This window comes from Pseudoalteromonas sp. S4492 (assembly GCF_005886115.1).
In the GTDB taxonomy this organism is placed as follows: domain Bacteria; phylum Pseudomonadota; class Gammaproteobacteria; order Enterobacterales; family Alteromonadaceae; genus Pseudoalteromonas; species Pseudoalteromonas gelatinilytica.
The window spans coordinates 1-21,378 of sequence record NZ_PNCP01000011.1 but is presented as its reverse complement, the minus strand read 5'-3'; the positions used below and the strand labels follow the sequence as shown (position 1 = coordinate 21,378).

The 21,378-nt window shown below is 42.5% G+C and carries 31 protein-coding genes; 21 read left to right on the top strand and 10 right to left on the bottom strand.

Annotated features, from left to right (window positions below):
• Positions 1-10: 10 nt before the first annotated feature.
• Entirely contained in the window at positions 11-385 is a 375-nt protein-coding gene (locus CWC28_RS03875) for a YfeK family protein (RefSeq protein ID WP_240494358.1), read from the bottom strand.
• A complete protein-coding gene (locus tag CWC28_RS03870; protein ID WP_138624752.1) occupies positions 382-1,236 on the bottom strand; it encodes an endonuclease/exonuclease/phosphatase family protein in 855 nt (284 codons plus the stop codon). The genes CWC28_RS03875 and CWC28_RS03870 overlap by 4 nt, the downstream gene beginning before the upstream one ends.
• 175 nt (positions 1,237-1,411) lie before the next feature.
• On the opposite strand from CWC28_RS03870, the gene CWC28_RS03865 reads away from it, so the two are divergent.
• Together CWC28_RS03865 and CWC28_RS03860 are read left to right on the top strand one after the other, a co-directional pair.
• Complete coding sequence (locus CWC28_RS03865; protein ID WP_054554401.1) at positions 1,412-1,726, top strand: Bor family protein; 315 nt, start codon at positions 1,412-1,414, stop codon at positions 1,724-1,726.
• Positions 1,723-2,046 carry a Bor/Iss family lipoprotein gene (locus CWC28_RS03860; RefSeq protein ID WP_063702356.1) on the top strand — a complete coding sequence of 108 codons (324 nt, stop codon included), beginning with the start codon at positions 1,723-1,725 and terminating at the stop codon, positions 2,044-2,046. Before CWC28_RS03865 ends, CWC28_RS03860 begins: the two co-directional genes overlap by 4 nt.
• On the opposite strand, the gene CWC28_RS03855 is transcribed toward CWC28_RS03860, so the two are convergent.
• Genes CWC28_RS03855 through CWC28_RS03840 form a run of 4 tightly spaced genes read right to left on the bottom strand, consistent with a single transcriptional unit; the run spans position 2,047 to position 5,909 of the window.
• Positions 2,047-3,285, bottom strand: coding sequence for an ABC transporter permease (locus tag CWC28_RS03855; protein WP_063702354.1), 1,239 nt, complete (start codon positions 3,283-3,285; stop codon positions 2,047-2,049).
• A complete protein-coding gene (locus tag CWC28_RS03850) occupies positions 3,278-3,985 on the bottom strand; it encodes an ABC transporter ATP-binding protein (RefSeq protein ID WP_063702351.1) in 708 nt (235 codons plus the stop codon). Before CWC28_RS03850 ends, CWC28_RS03855 begins: the two co-directional genes overlap by 8 nt.
• A complete protein-coding gene (locus CWC28_RS03845) occupies positions 3,985-5,151 on the bottom strand; it encodes an efflux RND transporter periplasmic adaptor subunit (protein ID WP_138624751.1) in 1,167 nt (388 codons plus the stop codon). The genes CWC28_RS03850 and CWC28_RS03845 overlap by 1 nt, the downstream gene beginning before the upstream one ends.
• Positions 5,152-5,198: 47 nt before the next feature.
• A complete protein-coding gene (locus tag CWC28_RS03840; protein WP_063702348.1) occupies positions 5,199-5,909 on the bottom strand; it encodes a YIP1 family protein in 711 nt (236 codons plus the stop codon).
• 167 nt (positions 5,910-6,076) lie between these two features.
• Here CWC28_RS03840 and CWC28_RS03835 point away from each other — a divergent pair, with 167 nt between their 5' ends.
• A complete protein-coding gene (locus tag CWC28_RS03835; protein WP_199775199.1) occupies positions 6,077-6,973 on the top strand; it encodes an aldo/keto reductase in 897 nt (298 codons plus the stop codon).
• Positions 6,974-7,036: 63 nt separating this feature from the next.
• Here the strand turns inward: CWC28_RS03835 and CWC28_RS03830 are convergent, their stop codons facing one another.
• From CWC28_RS03830 to CWC28_RS03815, 4 genes are all read right to left on the bottom strand, one after another.
• Positions 7,037-7,714, bottom strand: coding sequence for a TorF family putative porin (locus CWC28_RS03830; protein WP_063702346.1), 678 nt, complete (start codon positions 7,712-7,714; stop codon positions 7,037-7,039).
• A gap of 287 nt (positions 7,715-8,001) precedes the next feature.
• Entirely contained in the window at positions 8,002-9,168 is a 1,167-nt protein-coding gene (locus CWC28_RS03825; protein ID WP_138624750.1) for a hypothetical protein, read from the bottom strand.
• Between the two features lie 151 nt (positions 9,169-9,319).
• Positions 9,320-9,520, bottom strand: a complete 201-nt coding sequence (locus CWC28_RS03820; protein ID WP_063530018.1) for a helix-turn-helix transcriptional regulator — start codon at positions 9,518-9,520, stop codon at positions 9,320-9,322.
• 8 nt (positions 9,521-9,528) lie between these two features.
• A complete protein-coding gene (locus CWC28_RS03815) occupies positions 9,529-9,948 on the bottom strand; it encodes a hypothetical protein (protein WP_063702334.1) in 420 nt (139 codons plus the stop codon).
• A 229-nt stretch (positions 9,949-10,177) separates the two neighbouring features.
• On the opposite strand from CWC28_RS03815, the gene CWC28_RS03810 reads away from it, so the two are divergent.
• From CWC28_RS03810 to rplQ, 18 genes are all read left to right on the top strand, one after another.
• The gene (locus CWC28_RS03810; RefSeq protein ID WP_063702332.1) at positions 10,178-12,121 is read left to right on the top strand and encodes an AsmA family protein; all 1,944 of its coding nucleotides are present in this window, start codon (positions 10,178-10,180) and stop codon (positions 12,119-12,121) included.
• A gap of 275 nt (positions 12,122-12,396) precedes the next feature.
• Positions 12,397-12,765: a 50S ribosomal protein L14 gene (gene rplN, locus CWC28_RS03805; protein ID WP_010378257.1), complete on the top strand. Its 369-nt coding sequence runs from the start codon at positions 12,397-12,399 to the stop codon at positions 12,763-12,765.
• Positions 12,766-12,775: 10 nt separating this feature from the next.
• Positions 12,776-13,090 carry a 50S ribosomal protein L24 gene (rplX, locus tag CWC28_RS03800; protein ID WP_054554391.1) on the top strand — a complete coding sequence of 105 codons (315 nt, stop codon included), beginning with the start codon at positions 12,776-12,778 and terminating at the stop codon, positions 13,088-13,090.
• Between the two features lie 16 nt (positions 13,091-13,106).
• The gene (gene rplE, locus CWC28_RS03795; protein ID WP_063702328.1) at positions 13,107-13,646 is read left to right on the top strand and encodes a 50S ribosomal protein L5; all 540 of its coding nucleotides are present in this window, start codon (positions 13,107-13,109) and stop codon (positions 13,644-13,646) included.
• A gap of 10 nt (positions 13,647-13,656) precedes the next feature.
• Positions 13,657-13,962, top strand: a complete 306-nt coding sequence (rpsN, locus tag CWC28_RS03790; protein WP_063702327.1) for a 30S ribosomal protein S14 — start codon at positions 13,657-13,659, stop codon at positions 13,960-13,962.
• A 21-nt stretch (positions 13,963-13,983) separates the two neighbouring features.
• Positions 13,984-14,376, top strand: a complete 393-nt coding sequence (gene rpsH / locus CWC28_RS03785) for a 30S ribosomal protein S8 (protein WP_063702326.1) — start codon at positions 13,984-13,986, stop codon at positions 14,374-14,376.
• 13 nt (positions 14,377-14,389) lie between these two features.
• Positions 14,390-14,923, top strand: coding sequence for a 50S ribosomal protein L6 (gene rplF / locus CWC28_RS03780; RefSeq protein ID WP_063702324.1), 534 nt, complete (start codon positions 14,390-14,392; stop codon positions 14,921-14,923).
• Between the two features lie 9 nt (positions 14,924-14,932).
• A complete protein-coding gene (gene rplR, locus CWC28_RS03775; protein ID WP_036974021.1) occupies positions 14,933-15,283 on the top strand; it encodes a 50S ribosomal protein L18 in 351 nt (116 codons plus the stop codon).
• 9 nt (positions 15,284-15,292) lie between these two features.
• Positions 15,293-15,799: a 30S ribosomal protein S5 gene (rpsE, locus tag CWC28_RS03770; protein ID WP_063702321.1), complete on the top strand. Its 507-nt coding sequence runs from the start codon at positions 15,293-15,295 to the stop codon at positions 15,797-15,799.
• Positions 15,800-15,802: 3 nt separating this feature from the next.
• Positions 15,803-15,985 carry a 50S ribosomal protein L30 gene (gene rpmD / locus CWC28_RS03765; protein ID WP_016710201.1) on the top strand — a complete coding sequence of 61 codons (183 nt, stop codon included), beginning with the start codon at positions 15,803-15,805 and terminating at the stop codon, positions 15,983-15,985.
• 4 nt (positions 15,986-15,989) lie between these two features.
• Positions 15,990-16,424, top strand: coding sequence for a 50S ribosomal protein L15 (gene rplO, locus CWC28_RS03760; protein ID WP_036974015.1), 435 nt, complete (start codon positions 15,990-15,992; stop codon positions 16,422-16,424).
• Between the two features lie 10 nt (positions 16,425-16,434).
• On the top strand, positions 16,435-17,763 hold the full coding sequence (secY, locus tag CWC28_RS03755) for a preprotein translocase subunit SecY (RefSeq protein ID WP_063702319.1): 1,329 nt from the start codon (positions 16,435-16,437) through the stop codon (positions 17,761-17,763).
• A 22-nt stretch (positions 17,764-17,785) separates the two neighbouring features.
• On the top strand, positions 17,786-17,899 hold the full coding sequence (gene rpmJ / locus CWC28_RS03750; RefSeq protein WP_002959476.1) for a 50S ribosomal protein L36: 114 nt from the start codon (positions 17,786-17,788) through the stop codon (positions 17,897-17,899).
• A gap of 128 nt (positions 17,900-18,027) precedes the next feature.
• Positions 18,028-18,384 carry a 30S ribosomal protein S13 gene (gene rpsM / locus CWC28_RS03745; protein ID WP_036974011.1) on the top strand — a complete coding sequence of 119 codons (357 nt, stop codon included), beginning with the start codon at positions 18,028-18,030 and terminating at the stop codon, positions 18,382-18,384.
• 13 nt (positions 18,385-18,397) lie between these two features.
• A complete protein-coding gene (gene rpsK, locus CWC28_RS03740) occupies positions 18,398-18,784 on the top strand; it encodes a 30S ribosomal protein S11 (RefSeq protein ID WP_036974009.1) in 387 nt (128 codons plus the stop codon).
• 21 nt (positions 18,785-18,805) lie between these two features.
• Positions 18,806-19,426, top strand: coding sequence for a 30S ribosomal protein S4 (rpsD, locus tag CWC28_RS03735; protein WP_036974007.1), 621 nt, complete (start codon positions 18,806-18,808; stop codon positions 19,424-19,426).
• A 24-nt stretch (positions 19,427-19,450) separates the two neighbouring features.
• Complete coding sequence (locus CWC28_RS03730) at positions 19,451-20,437, top strand: DNA-directed RNA polymerase subunit alpha (RefSeq protein ID WP_004589198.1); 987 nt, start codon at positions 19,451-19,453, stop codon at positions 20,435-20,437.
• Positions 20,438-20,476: 39 nt separating this feature from the next.
• Positions 20,477-20,878, top strand: coding sequence for a 50S ribosomal protein L17 (gene rplQ / locus CWC28_RS03725; protein WP_004589197.1), 402 nt, complete (start codon positions 20,477-20,479; stop codon positions 20,876-20,878).
• Positions 20,879-21,378 lie beyond the last annotated feature (500 nt).

The following is a 21,378-nucleotide window of genomic DNA, read 5'->3' as shown; positions in this document are numbered from 1 at the left end:
GTTGATGATTTTAATTATGAATATGTTGGTTTCGGCGGTACTCTTTTAATTCATTGCTCAACCAATCTTTTGCATTGAGTAACGACCCATTGCTGAGTCTTACTTTATAGGGCTTACCGCTCCATGAGCTTTTACTCGCCAAATTTTCGATAAATTTTTCGGCCGTTTTTGCATAGCGGGTCGCTTTTCGATACTTCATAGCAAGGTGTTCGGCAGCATCTTGGCTTGAGTGCTCGGTGCCGTTGCGAATAAATACGGCATCGCTTTTAGCGACAAAATCAATGAGGTGATTTATCTCTTGTTCTGGGGTTGCTGCATCACTGAATTGGCTAATGCTCAATAACATTAATGCGATTAACCAATATCCTTTCATTGTTACTTTCACTGTACTTTTTGCTCTATGGTTAGGGTTGCAATTATTGGATTATGATCTGAGCTTACAAGCTCAGGCACTATAGTTGTCTCTATTTTGACACCGCGCACCCATACTTGGTCAAGTGCTAATCCAAATGCTTTGGTGCGTTTATCATTTAAATAAATAGCTTCGTGTAAACCTAGCTTGGTTAATGTTTGCTGTAATAAGGCTTGGCGCTCATCACTCCAGGTATTGAGATCACCAGCAAATACGATAGGGCCTTTATGCGTTCGCATAATAGCGGCGGCATCGTCGAGCTGTTGTTTAAAGTCACTAACACCCATCGTAAAGTTAATGGCATGCAGGTTTATACTCAGTAATAACTGTTGATTTGGCAGCGCATACTCCACAATATTGGTCGCTTTTGGACTACGTAGCCAAGGCTCTTTATGGGTGAGTGTACAATGTACTGCGGCGGGCCAGCGGCTGAGTGTCATAACCCCTGATTGCACGCAGCCGCTCTTATAGCCTTTAGCAAAGCGCCAATAGGGTTTGAGTTTTGTAAGCGCGGGTTCTTCGATAGCTTCTTGCAGTAACACAATATCAGCATCGGCATTTAGGTTTTGCAAATCGGTGAGTAAGCCATCTATTTGTGCCTTGTAAATATTCCAACTCAATAACTTAAACTGATAGGGCAAAATATAATGTTCTGCGTAAGTTTGCATGCGACTTTGTGCTAACTGCTGTTGGCAATTAGCAAGGTTCTCAGCGGTTTTGGTGATACCTTGTTGCTCATCAGAGCTAGGATCGCTTGAAAAGCTATACCAAGACAGCACACTCAAACACACAAGTAATAAAAATATACGCAGATATGCCGTCATAATGACCTTTAGTTACTTTCCTTGAGAGTTAGTCGTTGTAAGCCTCAGTTTAGTTCAAAGGCTAAATGTTAGAAACTGTAGTATTTTCTACAATTTCTATACGCTTTCTTACCCAAAATGAGTACTCATATTCTTATACTTACTGAGCTTAACAACTCAGACAAAGGAACTACTCATGAAACAAATGGCCTGTATGCTGCTTGCCTTATCGGTGACAGCGTGTTCATCAGTCACCATAGTGCCAGAAAAAACAACCAATAAATTAGCCACTAAAGCTGATTACCAAGATAGCCGCCCATTCTTTTTGTGGGGCCTCGTTGGTGAAGAGCGCGTTGATGTAAAGGCTATTTGCCAAGATAAAAAAGTTGCCCAAATGCAATCGCAACAAACATTCGCTGATGGCGCATTAGGACTCGTTACACTCGGAATTTATGCTCCTCACACAGTAAAAGTATGGTGTGAGCAACAAGCACAGGAGCAACAACTATGAAAAGCCTACTAATAACAACTGTGTTAGTGGCAACCTTAAGTGGTTGCACAAATATCTACTTTGATAACGGCAGTGCCGTTCAAGCTAATAAAGCAGCTGCAACAGAGCAATGGCATCATAACTTTGCCGCGGCGCTTTACGAAGGTTCAAAGCCTGTAGACTTATCTGAGGAGTGCCCAGATTCCGAGTGGCAAACCGTTCACACTTATAAGTCGTTCACTAATGGTCTAGCTGAAGTTGCAGTAAACCAAGTTGGGCCTATTTGGTACCCAAAAACAGTTGAAATAAGCTGTGCCCAAGTACCTTACAAGCCAGACTAGTTACTCATAACGCAGTGCATCAATTGGGTTTAAGCGTGCCGCTTTAATAGCGGGTGCTAAGCCAAATACAATACCAATCAATGAAGTAAAGCCAAATGACAGCATAATCGCCCAACCCGGTATGTAGGCATCTGGCATGCTCGGCACTGATAACGAAATCAGTGCCGCGGCACCATACCCTATCGCTAAACCAATTAAACCACCAAACAGTGATAGCACCACCGCTTCAACTAAAAATTGCAGCATTATAAAGCCTGGTGTTGCCCCTAATGCTTTTAAAGTACCAATCACACGAGTACGCTCTGTTACCGAAACCAGCATGATATTCATCACACCAATACCACCAACTACCAGGCTGATACCCACTATCCCCGCGGTAATTGCGGTAGCACTTCCGGTAAATTTATCGATATTAGCACGGGCTTTTTCAGCTGTTTCAAATTCAAAGTCGTCATCTTCACCGTCTTTCAGTTTATGTAGTTGACGTAAGATGCGGCGAATTTTACCTAGTACTTGCGCTTCGTTAGCATCGTCTTTCAACCGAAACATCATTTGAACATTGGTATCAACACTGCCGCCTTCTAATGCACTCATGGTACTTATCGGAATATTGATGTAATCGTCTTGGTCAAAACCTAATAAACTACCTTGTTTTTCAGCAACACCAATAATGCGAAACCACTCACCACCGAGTTTGATATATTCACCTACAGGGTTTTCAGGTAGGTTAAGCTTTTCGATAATTGAAGGGCCGATAAATGCAACTCGACGCCGTTTTTCATCATCTTCTGCGCGAATAAATCGGCCGAGTTCTGGGTAGGTGCGGTAAGCTTTTTGATAGTCTTGCTCGGTGCCCATTACCCGAGAAGCATGGCTTTTATTGCCATACTCAGCTGCGCCAGAAAAGCGCCAAGTAAACATCAGTGCAGTAAAAGTTTCGGCTTCTTTAACGCGTGCTTTTAGAGTTAAAAAGTCGTTGTAAGTCAGCTTTGCTTGTTGCCCCACCATTTCTTTTTCCATACTTGTGTAAGGTTTGATATTGGTGACATCGGGAGACATATCAGCAAGCTGATCATTAATTTGTTTGGTAAACCCTTGCATTACTGCCACCACGGTCACAACCGCAGCAACTCCAATAATAATGCCCAAGCAGGTAAGTGCACTGCGCATTGCATTGGCTTTTATTGCCATCAATGCGGCTTTTGTTCCTTCCATTACAGCGATAGCAGATTTAAACATGTTGCCTTGCTCCTTCGCCTTTTCGGGTATCACTGACAACCTTGCCATCAACCAAACGAATAACCCGTTGGCAGTGATCAGCAATATCTTGTTCGTGAGTAACCAAAATAATGGTGTGCCCTTCGTTATGAAGCTCATCAAACAGCGCCATGATCTCAGTGGTGGTTTTACTATCCAGGTTACCGGTAGGCTCATCACCAAGTAGAATATGGGGTTTAGTAACTAGTGCGCGAGCAATAGCGACACGTTGACGTTGGCCACCAGAAAGCTGGCTCGAAAGGTGATTGACCTTATCGCCAAGGCCGACCCGTTGTAATGATTCGAGCGCTTGTTGTTTTCGCTCTTTGGCAGAGATAAATCGATACACCAAAGGCTGCATAACATTTTCAAGAGCGGATGCTCGTGGTAATAAATTGAAACTTTGAAAAATAAAGCCAACACTTTCATTACGTTGGTGAGCAAGCTCCGTTTCGGTCATGCGCTTTACTAACTTATCTTTTAAATAGTAGTCACCACTGGTGGGAGTATCTAAACAGCCAAGCAAGTTCATCAGGGTTGATTTACCTGAACCCGAAGGGCCAATAATGGCAACATACTCATTTTGAGCAATTTCAATATTAATATCATCAAGGGCTTTGAAAACTTGTTCGCCCATTTTGTATTGTTTATTGATATTGCTGAGCTTGATCACCGCAGACATTATTTAGCACCTTTTTCAGGGCTGTTTTTAACGGCTACCGTATCACCCTCTTTAAGTGAACTAAGTGGTCTAGCAGGGCCGATAACAATACGATCTCCCTGAGAAACTCCGCTGGTTAGCGCTTGTTCGATATCTGAAGAAATACCTACCGTAACAGCTGTTTTAGTTACTGTGTTATCTGTATTAAGCTTCCAGACAAAGTAGCTATCATCCTCTTTTTGAATGGCTTCGATGGGGAGTTTTAAGCCATTTTCGGCGATGCTCGTGGCGATTTCTGCGCGGCAACTCATTCCGGCATATAGCTGGCGGTCAGTGGCATCAAGCAGTACTTTGACTTTAAATGATAAGCCTTGTGAACCGGCTTGATTTTTTGCTGATGTGCCAATGTTTATTACTTTGCCAGTGAAAGGTTGATTTGGGTAAGCGGCGGCATAGATATCTGCATGTTGGTCTAATTTGATACCGGCAATATCGGTTTCATCCACTCGAAGTTCGGCTAATATTGCGCTTGGATCAGCTACTAGCATCAAGTCTGAGCCAATAATGTTGGTTGTTCCCGCAATAACGGTTTCACCTTCTTTAATATTTACCGAAGCAAGAAGGCCACTCATTGGAGCGCGAAACACGCTTTTATTCAAACGGTCTTCAGCAATCAATAACGATGCTTGTGCTTGGTTGTAAGCTTCACGTTTTGCTTCAATATCTATTTTTGCTAAATCGCGGGCATTTTGTAGGTTTTCATACACTTCTTGGCCAGCAAGGCCAACTTCATAAAGCTCTTTTTGGCGGCTTAATTGACGCTCAATATTTTTTAATCGGGTTTCGCTATGCTTAATATCGATTTCGGTCGCACGAAGCATGGCTTTGTTGCGGGCAACTTCAGATTCAAACGCGGTCGTATCTAGGCGCATTAAAATATCGCCCTCAGTGACACTTTCACCTTCCTCTACAAACACTTTCGCTACACGGCCTGTCACTTCTGAGCGCAGTTGCACTTGGGTATTAAAGACTAGGTTACCAGAGGCTAAAATTGAATCGGCAATATTGCCTTGTTCAACTTCAGCAATATGCATTTCTGGCGCTTCTTTATTGCCGGTGACTTGTTTTGAAATCAGTAAAGCGACAAATGCTGTAACAGCGAGGCCAATTATAATGGCTTTTTTCATGTTACTTCCTTGATGTTAAGAGCGGCATATTGCCGCTCAAAGCAGAATTAAACGAGCGCGATTACAGTCCAAATACCGTAAATAACAATACTTGGTAGGGCTGCAAACAGTAGCGCTTTATTGAAAGTGAAATTAGTCCAACTCTTCAAACCGATAGCTGCGATGAAAATGCCCCAAATAGAAAAGATATTGAGACTTTCAAGTAAGGTGTAAAATGGGTGGCCAATTTCTAAGCCAATCAAAAGTTGGTTAATTGAAGCATAGTTAAATAATGATTGTGATATTTGGTCAGTACTTGCAGTTAATACTAAGATGAGTAAACCAAGGCTTGAGATAATCATTGGCATCATAGTCCACACACCAAAGCCGTACCAAGCCCCATAACCATAATTAGCTTCTGGGTCTTGCTTCGATACAAATAGGTAATAGCCTGCCATCAGGGCATTGATAACAGCTAGACCAATAATGCCACCAATCATTGCAAACCAAACTTGCAAATCAATGGTTTGCTCCATGCTTTGGCGAATCATTTTTTGTTCTGCAATAGTGGCATCTACACTGGCAACAGCGACTTGTTGATCGATTAAAAATTGCGGGTCAGCTTTATTGTAAAAAGCAAACATGCTGGCAGCGAGAATGCCGGCAAGTAAGATAAAGGCAACAAAAGACCAACCTTTTGCTTCTTTTAAGCCATTAAAAGCTTTGCTCGGGCTGATAAAAATATCAACCAAAGCAGTCATGACATTTGATGATTTCATTTTTTATTCCTTGTTTTATAACATTTGTTTTTAGGTACTAAAATATCCTGTTTAGTAACAAATTAGCAATTTGTTTTGTAACTGTATGTTAACAGCTGTGATTAGTAAATCTGTGATATGGTTTAAGGATTAATTTGAGTCGAATTTATTAGGAATAGTAGGTCGTTATGGTGAATAGCAAAGGTCGTTGTATTGATGAGTTGGTATTAGGATTCTGGCGCTTGTTAGATTGGCAGATAACGCCACAGCAATGCTTAAGTTTTTTAGAAAATGCAATAGAGATGGGGGTGTCACATACCGATCATGCTGACATCTACGGTGAATACGGTTGTGAAGCCGAATTTGGTAAAGCACTTAAACTAAAACCAAGTATTCGTGATGAAATCAAAATAATCACTAAGTGTGGTATCAAGCCTGCGTTTGCAAGCCTAGGATTGCAAGGCAAAGCAAACCATTATGATTCAAGTGCCGCGCATATAATTGCCTCAGCACAGCAGTCACTTAAAAACTTCAACACTGATCGTTTAGATGTATTACTTATCCATCGCCCTGATTACTTAATGAACGCCGATGAAATGGCACAAGCATTTAATACCCTAAAAGCAAATGGTGATGTGCTTGACTTTGGTGTATCTAATTTTACGCCATCGCAACTTAGCCTGTTGCAGTCGCGTTTAGACTTTGAGCTTGTGACCAATCAAATTGAGTTTTCTCCTTACGAAATGAAAGCGCTTGATGATGGCAGCTTAGACCAATGCCAATTGCTCGATATCAAACCTATGCTTTGGTCACCATTAGCTGGGGGTCGTATATTCTCAAGTGATGATGAAAAAGCGGTACGTTTACGTGCAGTGCTAGAGCAGGTTGGTGCTGAAATTGGCGCGACAGCCATTGATCAAGTTGTTTATGCTTGGCTGTTAATGCACCCAAGTGCACCGTCTGTGGTACTCGGTACGGGGAATATTGAGCGTGTTAAATCAGCGGTTGAAGCTAAGCAGCTTACAATGAACCGTGAACAATGGTATCGCATTTGGCAAGGCTCAACTGGTCATAGTGTGCCTTAACGTACAGCCCAAAATGAGAAAAGGGCCTTACGGCCCTTCGTGTTGCAGCAAGTAACACATTCTTTATAAAGTGAAGTCAACCGCGTAAGCGACGTACACTTTTACATCTGAACCATCGATGTCATTGTCTGAAAGACCGAAAGTAAAGCCGTCTTTCGACACTGAAACGCCGTAGTCGATGATGTCATCATCACCAATGAAATCCCCTGAGTAATGACCTAAATGAAGGGCCATTTCTGCACCGGTACTACCAACTGGGAAGCTGTAGTCAGCATTTAAATAAAGTGAATCACCAAAATCTGTACCGTCACCGCTTGCTGCTGATGTTGCTAGTATTGCTGCACCAAAGGTGAAGCTACCCATGCTAATGCTACCGTAGATTTCTGAGAAGTCTGCATCTGTGTAAGATGCTGCATCTGGGTATGCATAATAAATGTAGCCAACATCGTAGCTAAAGGTTTCATTGATTTCACCGCCAAAACCAGCATAAAGGTCTAGCTCGTAAGTCATGTCGTCAGCCCAGCTAGCATTCGACACCCAAGTACCTGCATAAAAGCCAGATTCACTTGCGTAGTCGATACCACCCTGGATTGCAGCATCACCACCGCCTTGCTCTTGACCACGCCATAAGTAGTTTGAAGTTGCCGCAGCGTTTGCTGTGACTTCTGCATAGCTATATGTTGAGCTCAAAGTTAATAGCGCAAGGGCGCTTGCTGCGACCGTTTTTTTTAGTTTTAGCATGTTTCTGTATCCTGTTGTTATGTTGATTTTGTCCCATTTCAGATTGCAGTCTGGTTATTATTTGAGGACATTTTCTATGTGTTGTCTGGATACGATATTGCACTGGTTGTGCCAAGTTCATTTTGTATGGGATATTTTATGCTTAAACGCTTTAAAAACAGACTTTTAAGCTTGTTTAATTTTGGAAGGGGTGGTTATTTGAATTATTCATGCGCACACGTGTGGTGCAATAAATAACCCGATTGCACAATTGCGAAGCAACCGGGTTTTGCTTATTTGAGAGTGACTTAGCCGAAAATTGCACGCATTAGACTAATTGTTTCTTCGACGCTGCGGCCTTTTTCAACTTCACTGATGATTGAATCGCGCTTAGCTTTGATATGTTCAGGGGTATCATCGCTTGCTAGTGCGCGGTCTACCAGTATCTCAGCTGATTCTTTGCCACGGCGTACGGTCTTTTTACCTGCTGAGCTCGTGGTACTCTTAGGTTTGTTTAACAACTTAATATAGTTTGAGTTATCAGCGGTACTTTTATCTGCATAATAAAAGAAGCTCGGTAATAGGGCTTTGATTTCAACCAGAGAGTGTTCAAGCTCATTTGCTGCGTTGGCCATTTTGAACCAAGGCATACTATGAATGGCTTCGACAACATCTTGCCAGTAGCGCTCAAAATCGCGGTTATTAAGCTTAGTAATGCCTAATGCCGCACAAAGAGCATCGAGCTTACTATTTACGATTGGTGTAAACACGTCAGGTCGGCGCATCGCAAGTAAGCGAGTAGCAGGAGCAAGCGTTGGTTTTTCATCGCTGCCATTAAATGCCATGAAGTAAGCAACCATAAAATGCTGATAATGTTCTTGCGTTACTTCACCCTCCAGTGGAATGTGTGCAAGCGCTTCATCAAATGCGCCAGGTAAATCACTCAACATTTGGTGGAAACCTTTTGCGTTCTTGGTAGAAGCAAACCATTCAACGTCGAAGTTATAGCTGCTTGGGTCTAGTGAAGCACTGTGTTTACCTGAAAACGCTAAACGGTCTTCAGGGATCATTTCTTTGAGTGATTGCGATTTAATTGCTGCAAGGTAATTAGCCAAGCGTAGTTGCTCATCAAGCGCTATCAGTTCTTTATGCTGTTCGATGAAGCCTGCGATAACAGGCCATGGCGCAACCCTTAGTGTTTTTAGCTGCAAAAAGCTGATTGCAGAAATTAATAAGTCATGAAGTTTTTTAAGTGTCGGTAATTGCTTATCTTCTAACAGATCGTAGTTAATGCGATCGCGGCTTGCACTTAATAGCTCATAGCACCAACCTAAAAAGTCTTCAGGGTGATTTTCTACTTTAACTGCCATTAGGTTTAAGCTGATATCAGAGGCTTGCTTGAGGATGTTTTGATAAATTTGACTTTCTTGCTCGCCAAGCGCCATTTTTGACGGTGAAATAAGCAGTTTCTTCATGCTTAATCGATACTCCAGTTTTGACTAAATTGGGTTGTTTAATTTTAGTACACAGGGTGCAAAAACAACAGGGGCGTGCATCATACCGAAGTAATGAAATGATGCAATCTTACTGATAATTTATAAGTAAGATTGCGTCTGACGTGGTTAATTAATCATTGTCATCGAGTGTAAATAATTGTTCAACACTGAGCTCAAAGTGAGCAGCAATTTTTAACGCGATAATCACCGAGGGTATAAAGCGGCCTGTTTCAACTGTGCTAATGGTTTTACGTGATACTGCAATGGCATCAGCAAGTTCTTGCTGCGATAAACCCTTATCTTTACGGAATTTAGCGATATTATTTTGCACTTTTACACCTAGTCTCTACTTTGCCAAATAATTGATACGCCATATATCAAACACATCAAGGCAAGGTAAAATGTGGCCATCATGCTATGAGATACATTTAAAGCAAGTTCATCAGCTAATAAAAAAATAGCCCCCATGCTAAAAAGTAATCCAAGCACAACATGTTTATAAGCGATGGTATCAACCGTATTTAAAAATTCATCCTTATATGTAAGGCGATAGCCAAGTTTCCATGTAAATCCACCTCTAATTACAAACATAAAGAATGAACCAATAAATGCGGCACCACCAATAAACAGTAAAGGCACTGATGTTTGCTTGAGCATTGGGTAAACACTAATAATCAATAACGTGACTCCCATGAATATTGAAAACCATGCGTTATGACTCATAAACTTTTCTTCCGTTTTGATATCTTGCTTAGACATAATCGATTCCTTTTATTTTCAACTCAAATGTAACCTACAGGTATCAATGTAACCCTAGGGTATCATGTGGTCAAGTTTTTTTGTAACCTGTAGGTATCAAAAAGTTTCAGCGCTGATTCATATTCTTGTACCTAAGCTTGTTTACGAACCTTTTTATGTGTTGGGCAATGCATTTGCGCCTAACTCCCGCTATGATATGAACATTGTTTGCCCATTTTTAAGGATGATTATGAAAACCTTACTGAAAATCGTTGGTGTCATCTTCGTATTACTGATTGCATTGGTAGTCGCAGCACCATTTCTCATACCTACAGACGCGATATTTAATAAAGTATCGGAGCAAGTAGAACAAACCACAGGTCGTAGTCTGACTATTAACGGCGATAAAAAGTTGTCGGTATTTCCATCATTAAAACTCGAATTGAATGATGTGCACTTTGCCAATATGCAAACGGGCTCGCAAAAAGATATGGCGAGCATGCAACAACTTGCTATTCGTATCCCTTGGATGTCGTTATTTGGCGGTGAGTTTAAGCTAGATAAATTTGTGATTAACGAACCAACGATTTTGTTAGAAACCGATAAAAATGGTAAAGCAAACTGGCAATTATTTGATGCGGTTGCTGAGCAACCACAGACAGAGCAGCAAAAGAGTTCTAGCGCAGTTAACTTACCAGATAACTTTGATATCGAGCTTGGTGAAGTGGCAATCTATGGCGGTACTTTTACTTATCTAGACGGTAAAACCGGGGCAAAACAACAGATAAGCGATTTAGAGTTAGCCATCTTATTACCTTCTCTTCGTAAGACCTTAGAGTTAAAAGGCGGTATTACCTATATGGGTGAGCGCTTTAACTTAGATGTCACGCTAGATACACCGGTAAAAGCAATTGAAGGCGAAACCTTTAATGTCAGCACTGAGGTTGATTCTCGCTTAGTCGACTTGAACTTTAAAGGTGCAATTGCAGAAATGGGTAATGATGTGCAAGGGCTTCTTTCTGTTAGTGGTGACTCTGTTAAAAACATTGCGAGCTGGCAAGGTGTAGAGCTTAATGCAAAAGAAAATGCGTTTAATGCCTTTAATGTAAAAGGTTCAATGCACCTAAAAGGACAGCAGTTTAAGCTTACTGAGCTACTAGCCACGCTAGATGAGCTGCAAATTAAAGGTAAAAGCGATATTAAGCTTGGTGACCGTTTAGCTGTAAATGCCGATATTGATTTAGGGATGCTTGATTTAAACCCTTACTTACCGGAGGGCGTAGCTAAAGAAGAACAAGCAGAGCCTGCAGCAGATGCGCCTGCACAGCCAATTGTTTGGGATGATACTGCAATTGACATGAGCGGCTTAAATGCATTGGATGCAAATGTAGTCGTGCGTTCAAGTGGCTTAAAAGCAAATGATATTACTCTTGGTGAAAACCAGTTAACGGTGAACCTAAAAAATGCAGTGGCTAAAATCAGCCTAGATAAGTTTGTTGCTTATGAAGGCAATGGTAAAGGTGTGATCACCGTCAATGCCAAGCAAACACCGTATAAAATTAGTACCAACTTTGCTTTAGATAAAATTGATGCACAGCCATTACTGACTGATGCAGCTGGTTTCGATAAGTTGATGGGTAAAGGCTCTCTAAACTGGGATCTTACGACCACAGGTCAAAGTCAAAAGAGCTTTATTAATGCATTAAATGGTAAGTTAGGCTTTGAGTTTGCAGATGGTGCGGTAAAAGGTGCCAACATCGCAGAGATGGTTCGTAAAGCAAAAGAGCTTATCAAAGGTAACTTAAGTGCAGTATCTGAAGGGTTAGATACTGGCTTTGATAACTCACAGCAAACAGACTTCTCAGCATTGAAGGGCAGTTTTGTATTCACTAACGGTGTAGGTGAAAATAAAGACTTGTCGCTACTTAGCCCGCTTGTCCGTATTACTGGTTCAGGTAAGGTTGATTTACCAATGACGACTGTTGATTACCGTTTAGTGACAGGTATTGTTGATTCAATCGAAGGTCAAGGCACGACCGATGACAGCACAGGCTTTAAAATTCCCCTGCGTATCAAAGGTCCATTTCATGATGTTGGCTATAGCTTAGATGTTAGTGATGCGGCGAAAGAAGAAGTGAAAGAGAAAGCTAAAGATAAAATTAAAGACAAATTAAAAGGTCTATTTGGTAATTAATTAAAATTTAATTAAATACTAAAACAGGGCGCATTTGCGCCCTGTTTGTTTTATAATCAATAACAAACCAGCAAGCTGCTGTAATTCCTCAATGCAGGCATTGCGATTAATTCCAAATTAATTAAAAAATAACCTACCACTTCCTTGCCATTGCTGCTACAATTGCCCGCCCTTAAGAGACAACTTGCTTGTTTTTTGAGTGGAATTTAACCGAAATGTCTTGATTTTAAACAAAATTAAGGCGTGTTGTAATTTCTACACCGGAGGTCATTAACATGATCCAAATGCAAACTCAGCTGGACGTTGCTGATAACAGCGGCGCTCGCAAAGTGCAGTGTATTAAAGTCCTTGGCGGTTCGCACCGTCGCTATGCAGCGGTTGGCGATATCATCAAAGTTTCTGTAAAAGAAGCTATTCCTCGCGGTAAAGTGAAGAAAGGTGATGTTAAAAACGCGGTAGTTGTGCGTACTAAAAAAGGCGTTCGTCGTCCGGACGGTTCTTTGATCCGTTTCGATAGCAATGCGGCTGTTATCTTAAACGATAACTTACAGCCAATTGGTACTCGTATCTTCGGCCCTGTGACTCGTGAACTTCGTACTGAAAAGTTCATGAAAATCGTTTCACTAGCACCAGAAGTACTATAAGGAGTCTATCATGGCAGCAAAAATCCGTCGTGATGACGAAGTAATCGTACTAGCAGGCAAAGACAAAGGTAAGCGCGGTAAAGTGCTTTCAGTTGTTGCTGAATCTGGTCGAGTATTTGTCGAAGGCATCAACTTAATCAAGAAGCACCAAAAGCCTGTTCCTCAGTTGAACCAAGCTGGCGGTATTGTTGAGAAAGAAGCGTCTATCGACGTATCAAACGTTGCGATCTACAACTCGGAAACGGGTAAAGCAGATCGTGTAGGTTTCAAGATTGAAGATGGTAAGAAATTACGTATCTTTAAATCTACTGGTAAAACTATCTAATAGTTGGAGTAGAATGATGGCGAAACTGCATGAATTATACAAAGACAAAGTAGTTGCTGAGCTTCAAGAGAAGTTTGGTTTCAGCTCTGTCATGCAAGTCCCTCAGATCGAAAAGATCACATTAAACATGGGTGTGGGCGAAGCTCTAGCTGACAAGAAGATCCTAGATAACGCTGTTGCGGATCTAGAAGCAATCTCTGGTCAGAAACCTCTAATCACTAAAGCTCGCAAATCAGTTGCTGGCTTCAAAGTGCGTGAAGGTTACCCAATTGGTTGTAAAGTAACCCTACGTGGCGAGCGTATGTGGGACTTTTTTGAGCGTTTGGTTTCAATCGCTATCCCACGTATCCGTGACTTCCGTGGTGTAAGTGCTAAGTCTTTCGATGGACGTGGTAACTACAGCATGGGCGTACGTGAGCAAATCATCTTCCCAGAAATCGATTATGATAAAGTAGACCGTGTACGTGGTCTTGATATCACTATCACTACTTCTGCGAAAACAGATGATGAAGGCCGTGCGTTGTTAGAAGCGTTTAACTTCCCATTCAAGAAATAAGGGTAGGGTTATGGCAAAGAATTCTATGAAAGCGCGCGAAGCAAAGCGCACTAAATTAGTTGCTCAGTTCGCTGAAAAGCGTGCGGCACTAAAAGCTATCATCAGCGATGTGAAAACATCTGACGATGATCGTTGGGACGCGGTATTAAAGCTACAAGCTTTACCACGTGATTCTAGCCCTTCACGTCAACGTAATCGTTGTAACGTTACGGGCCGCCCACACGGTTACCTTCGCAAATTCGGCATGAGCCGTATCAAAGTTCGCGAAGCAGCTATGCGCGGTGAAATTCCTGGCCTTAAAAAGGCTAGCTGGTAATAGTATCACGGGAGTAAGACTATGAGCTTGCAAGATCCTATTGCGGATTTGTTTACACGTATCCGTAACGGTCAGTCAGCGAAGAAAGTATCAGTAACGATGCCAACTTCAAAACTGAAAGTAGCAGTAGCTAAAGTATTAAAAGATGAAGGTTATATCGCAGATTACGCTGTAAGCGGTGAAGCGAAGCCTGAGCTTTCTATCGAATTAAAATATTTCGAAGGCAAAGCTGTTATTGAAAATATCCAGCGTGTTAGCCGCCCTGGTCTACGTATCTATAAGAAACGTGACGAATTACCAAAGGTAATGGGTGGTCTTGGTATCGCTATCGTATCAACTTCTAAAGGCCTAATGACAGACCGCGCAGCACGTAGTGCCGGCGTTGGTGGTGAGATCATTGGCTTTGTAGCTTAATCGGAGGGGAACTATGTCTCGCATAGCAAAGGCACCAATCAATGTTCCTGCCGGTGTAGAAGTTACATTAAAAGGCCAGGAAATCACAGTTAAAGGCAAAAACGGTGAATTAACTCGCACTATCAACGACGCTGTTGAAGTACAAGTTAACGACAACGTTATTACAACTTTACCTCGTGAAGGCGTAGTCAATGCATGGGCACAAGCAGGTACTGCTCGCGCTCTTATCAACAACATGGTTGTTGGTACGCATGAAGGTTACGAGAAGAAACTTCAGTTAGTAGGTGTTGGTTACCGTGCAGCAGCTAAGGGCAAAGTATTAGACTTAACTCTTGGTTTCTCACACCCAGTTAATTTCGAAGTACCAGAAGGTATTACGATTGAAACACCAAGCCAAACAGAAGTTCTAGTTAAGGGCGTAGACAAGCAGTTAGTTGGTCAAACAGCTGCTAACATCCGTGCATACCGTAAACCTGAGCCTTATAAAGGTAAAGGTGTTCGTTACGCGGACGAGAATGTACGCCGTAAAGAGGCTAAGAAGAAGTAAGGTAAGACGATGGATAAAAAAACAGCTCGTCTACGTCGTGCTAAACGCACTCGTAGAAATTACATTGAACAAGGCACAACGCGTCTTGTTATCCACCGCACGCCACGTCACATTTACGCTCAAGTAGTTACTGCTGAGGGTACTGTACTGGCTGCTGCTTCTACTGTTGAAAAAGCAATTAGCGAAACAGTTAAAGGCACAGGTAACGTTGCAGCTGCTCAAGCAGTTGGTAAAGCGGTTGCTGAACGTGCAGCTGACAAAGGCATCGAAAAGATTGCTTTTGATCGCAGTGGCTTTAAATATCACGGCCGTGTGAAGGCGCTTGCTGATGCAGCGCGTGAAGCCGGTCTGCAATTCTAGGAGTAGACAATGGCTAACGTAGAAGCAAAGCAACAACAGCCTGATTTGGCTGAAAAGCTAATCGCGGTAAACCGTGTGTCTAAAGTGGTTAAAGGTGGTCGTATCTTTAGCTTCACTGCACTAACTGTAGTTGGTGACGGCGCAGGTAAAGTAGGTTTTGGTTATGGTAAAGCACGTGAAGTTCCAGCTGCTATTCAAAAAGCAATGGAAAAAGCACGTCGCAACATGATCAGCGTAGAACTAAACGGCAACACGCTACAGCACCCAATCAAGGGTCGCCACGCGGGTTCTAAAGTATACATGCAGCCTGCTTCTGAAGGTACAGGTATCATCGCCGGTGGTGCGATGCGTGCAGTACTAGAAGTAACTGGTGTACAGAACGTACTGTCAAAAGCATACGGTTCAACTAACCCGATCAACATCGTTCGTGCAACGATTGCTGCTCTTGAGAACATGAACTCTCCAGAAGCTATCGCTGCTAAACGTGGTCTTAGCGTTGACGAAATCACGGGGTAAACCATGGCTAATAAAACTGTTAAAGTAACACAAGTAAAGAGCTCTATCGGTCGTTTACCGAAGCATAAAGCTACATTACGTGGTCTTGGTCTACGTCGTATCAATCACACTGTTGAGTTAGAAGACACAGCATGTGTGCGTGGTATGATTAACCAAGTTTCTTACATGGTAAAGGTTGAGGGTTAATTCGATGCGTTTGAATACACTTTCACCTGCTGCTGGTGCAAAAACTGAAAAGAAACGTCTAGGTCGTGGTATCGGTTCTGGTCTTGGTAAGACTGGTGGCCGTGGTCATAAAGGTCAAAAATCACGTTCTGGCGGTAAAGTACGCGTTGGTTTCGAAGGCGGTCAAATGCCTATGCAACGTCGTCTACCTAAATTTGGTTTCACTTCACGTAAATCATTAGTATCTACTGAAGTTAACCTTTTTGAAATCGCTAAAGTTGAAGGCGATGTAGTAGACGTAAACGCGTTACAAGCAGCTGGTCTAGTTAAAAAGAACATCCAGTTCGTTAAAGTAGTAAAATCTGGCGAAGTTTCACGCGCAGTTACCGTTAAAGGTCTTAAAGTGACTAAAGGTGCTCGCGAAGCTATCGAAGCTGCCGGAGGCAAGGTAGAAGACTAAGGAAGTACTAATGGCTAAACCAGGTCAAGATATGAAAAGTGCACAAAGTGGGCTTTCGGAATTGAAGCGTCGATTACTATTTGTATTAGGTGCTATCATTATTTACCGTCTAGGTTCATTCGTGCCGATCCCTGGGATTGACGCCGCTGTACTTGCCGATTTCTTCGAGCAACAAAAGGGCACCATTGTTGAAATGTTTAACATGTTCAGCGGTGGTGCGCTTGAGCGCGCTTCAGTGTTAGCACTGGGTATTATGCCGTACATCTCGGCTTCGATTATTACGCAACTATTAACGCATATGTATCCGCCGTTTATAGAGCTTAAGAAAGAAGGTGAGCAAGGGCGTAAGAAAATTAGCCAGTACACACGCTACGGCACGCTTGTGCTTGCTACTATCCAATCAATCGGTATTGCTACAAGCTTACCGAGCATGATGGACGGGTTAGTTGTTAACCCTGGTATCGGTTTCTACTTCACTGCTGTAGTGAGTTTAGTAACTGGTACTATGTTCCTAATGTGGTTGGGCGAGCAAATTACAGAACGTGGTATCGGTAACGGTATTTCAGTTCTGATTTTTGTTGGTATCGTAGCTAACCTGCCGTCTGCTATTGGTTCGACAGCCGAAATGGCGCGCCAAGGTGATCTGAATGTACTTGTACTGTTATTGATTGCTGTAATCGTATTCGCTGTTACTTACCTAGTTGTATTCTTTGAGCGTGGTCAACGTCGTATCGTCGTTAACTATGCGAAGCGTCAACAAGGTCGTCAGGTATTTGCTGCTCAAAGCACGCACTTACCACTGAAAGTAAACATGGCGGGTGTTATTCCACCAATCTTTGCTAGCAGTATAATTCTGTTCCCTGGTACAATTGCAAGCTGGTTCGGCCAGGGTGAAGGTCCGGTCGCTGATGTGCTACAAGCAATCGCTACAACGTTGACTCCAGGTCAGCCTTTATATGCGATGGTTTTAGCTGCGGCTATTATCTTCTTCTGCTTTTTCTACACCGCGTTGGTATTTAACCCGCGTGAAACAGCAGATAACCTGAAAAAATCTGGCGCATTTATCCCAGGTATTCGTCCAGGTGAGCAGACATCTAAATACATTGATAAAGTGATGACACGCCTGACATTGGCAGGTGCTTTGTATATAACCTTTATCTGTCTGGTGCCCGAATTCATGACTATGGCATGGCAAACGCCATTCTATTTCGGCGGTACATCAATTTTGATTATCGTTGTTGTAATCATGGACTTTATGGCACAAGTACAGACGCATCTGATGTCACATCAGTATGATTCTGTGCTGAAAAAAGCAAACCTTAAAGGCTACGGCCGATAAGGTCATTTTACGGAGTTGAGCAATGAAAGTACGTGCTTCCGTTAAGAAAATATGCCGTAACTGTAAAGTTATTAAACGTGCTGGTGTAGTACGCGTAATTTGCAGTGAGCCTAAGCACAAGCAAAGGCAAGGCTAATTAAACAGTCGTGCAGGCTGAGTTATTCACTCGGCCTGTGTTTTTAGTTGTGATTTGGTCTTCGTTTGAGTATCCTTACGGGCTTTTCAAACAGATGATAACCAAATTCAAATATAGGAGATGTGTTAGTGGCCCGTATCGCTGGCATTAACGTCCCTGATCATAAACATGCAGTTATCGGTTTAACTGCTATTTATGGCATAGGTAAGACTCGCTCTAAGGCTATCTTAGCAGCGACTGGTATCGCCGAGACCACAAAAATCGGTGAACTTTCAGACGAAACACTTGACGTATTGCGTGAAGCAGTTGGCAAGTACACTGTAGAAGGTGACCTTCGTCGTGAAGTTACATTAAATATCAAGCGCCTTATGGACCTTGGTTGTTTCCGTGGCCTACGTCACCGTCGTTCGTTACCACTACGTGGTCAACGTACTAAGACTAACGCGCGTACTCGTAAGGGTCCTCGCAAGCCTATCAAGAAATAAGGTGGGGTAGATTATGGCTAAAGCACCAATTCGTCGTAAGAAGGTTAAAAAGCAAGTTGCTGATGGTATGGCTCACGTTCATGCTTCTTTCAACAACACTATTGTAACAATTACCGACCGTCAAGGTAATGCACTATCTTGGGCAACAGCAGGTGGTTCAGGTTTCCGTGGTTCACGTAAATCTACTCCATTCGCGGCTCAGGTTGCTGCAGAGCGTGCAGGTACTGCTGCTCAAGAATACGGTTTAAAAAATCTAGAAGTTTTCATTAAAGGTCCAGGTCCAGGTCGTGAATCTGCTGTACGTGCTTTGAATGCTGCTGGTTACCGTATCACCAACATCACTGACGTGACGCCAATCCCTCATAACGGTTGTCGTCCACCGAAGAAACGTCGCGTTTAACAATAGGTTAGGAGAAATAACATGGCAAGATATTTGGGCCCTAAGCTCAAGCTGAGTCGTCGTGAAGGTACTGACCTGTTCCTTAAAAGCGGCGTAAGAGCTATCGACTCTAAGTGTAAACTTGAGACTGCACCTGGTCAGCACGGCGCTCGTAAAGGTCGCTTATCTGATTACGGTTTACAGTTACGTGAAAAGCAAAAAGTACGTCGTATCTACGGTGTATTAGAAAAGCAATTCCGTAACTACTACAAAGAAGCTGCTCGCCTTAAAGGTAATACAGGTGAAAACTTGTTACAGCTTTTAGAGCAACGTTTAGACAATGTTGTATATCGCATGGGTTTTGCTAGTACACGCGCTGAAGCACGTCAGTTAGTTAGCCACAAAGCGATTTTAGTTAATGGTCGTGTAGTGAACATCCCTTCATACGTAATTACTCCAGAAGATACTGTTGTAATTCGTGAGAAGTCAAAAACACAAGCACGTATCATCGCTGCTCTAGAGTTGGCTGAGCAACGTGAAAAGCCGACTTGGGTTGAAGTTGACGGTAAGAAAATGGAAGGTAGCTTCAAGCGCCTACCTGAGCGTTCAGATCTGTCTGCGGACATTAACGAACAACTAATCGTCGAACTTTACTCTAAGTAAAGTTAAGAGTTAAGAGAGGATAAAATGCAGGGTTCTGTTACCGAATTCCTAAAACCAAGGTTAGTCGATATCGACGCTATCAACCCTACGCGTTCTAAAGTAGTTTTAGAACCATTAGAGCGTGGCTTCGGTCACACTTTGGGTAATGCCTTACGCCGTATACTGTTATCATCTATGCCTGGATGTGCAGTAACTGAAGTAGAAATCGACGGTGTATTGCATGAGTACAGCGCGAAAGAGGGCGTACAAGAAGACATCATTGAAATTCTGTTAAACCTTAAAGGTCTAGCAGTAACTTTAGAAGGCAAAGATGAAGTTTTTCTGACCCTGACTAAATCTGGTGTAGGCCCTGTGACTGCGGCTGATATTCAGCACGATGGTGATGTAACTATCGCCAACCCAGATCACGTTATCTGTCACCTTACGACAGATAGCAGCGAGATCAGCATGCGTATTCGTGTTGAGCGCGGTCGCGGTTATGTGCCGGCATCTAGTCGTTTATCCTCTGATGACGATGAGCGTCCAATTGGTCGTCTGCTGCTTGATGCATCATTCAGCCCAGTTGAACGTATTGCGTACTCGGTTGAATCAGCCCGTGTTGAGCAACGTACAGACTTAGACAAGCTAATCATTGATATGGAAACGAACGGCACTTTAGATCCTGAAGAAGCGATCCGCCGTGCGTCTACTATCTTAGCTGAGCAATTAGATGCATTCGTAGATTTACGTGATGTAACTGAGCCAGAAGAGAAAGAAGAGAAGCCAGAATTCGATCCTATTCTACTTCGTCCAGTTGATGATCTTGAACTAACAGTACGTTCAGCAAACTGTTTGAAAGCCGAGCAAATTCAATATATCGGTGATTTAGTTCAGCGCACTGAAGTTGAGCTTCTTAAAACGCCTAACTTAGGTAAGAAGTCTCTAACTGAAATTAAAGACGTGCTAGCTTCACGTGGTCTTTCTCTAGGTATGCGCCTAGAAAATTGGCCGCCTGCAAGCCTAGCTGAATAATCTAAATCACTATATTAGTTTAGTTAGAAGGATAGGGTCATGCGCCATCGTAAGAGTGGTCGTCAATTAAACCGTAACAGCAGCCATCGCAAAGCGATGTTCAGCAACATGGCTGGTTCTTTGGTGAAACATGAAATCATCAAAACAACTTTGCCTAAAGCTAAAGAGTTGCGCCGTGTAATTGAACCTTTAATCACACTGGCTAAGACTGACAGTGTAGCAAACCGCCGTTTAGCGTTTGCTCGCACGCGTGATAATGAAGTAGTTGGTAAATTATTCAGCGAAATCGGTCCACGTAATACAGACCGTCCTGGTGGTTACACTCGTATTCTTAAGTGTGGCTTCCGTGCTGGTGATAATGCACCAATGGCTTATATTGAACTAGTTGGTCGCCCAGCGACAAACGAAGAAGTTCAAGAAGACGCGCAGTCTGCAGAGTAAGTCGTAAAGACACCAAAAAGCCGAGCTTATGCTCGGCTTTTTACTTTCTGAAATTCACTATCGATAAATTAACTCTATCAATTCCCAAACATCACCATACAATCTTGAAGCAACTAGCAACTAGCAACTAGCAACTAGCAACTAAGATCACATATAAAGATCACACCGCGTTCTTTAATAGCAACATCTTCAGTTATAGAAGTTAAAAACAGGCATATATATAAAATACAGTGGCTATATAGGCCTAATACGAGTGATTTAGTGCTATTTTTACGCGTTTCGTTCGTATTTTGCGCGAACAGTCATTTTTTTCATAAAAACTTCAAAAAACAGTTGATCTCAATTCGGATCTCCCTATAATGCGCATCCACCGACACGGCGGACTGCTTACAAAAAAGCAAAACGACGAGTTGGTTGAGTCAAGTAAGACTGGGTTTTGAAAAAATAAACTTTTCTCAAAATTAAGTGTTGACAAAAATAACGGCTTGCGTAGAATGCAC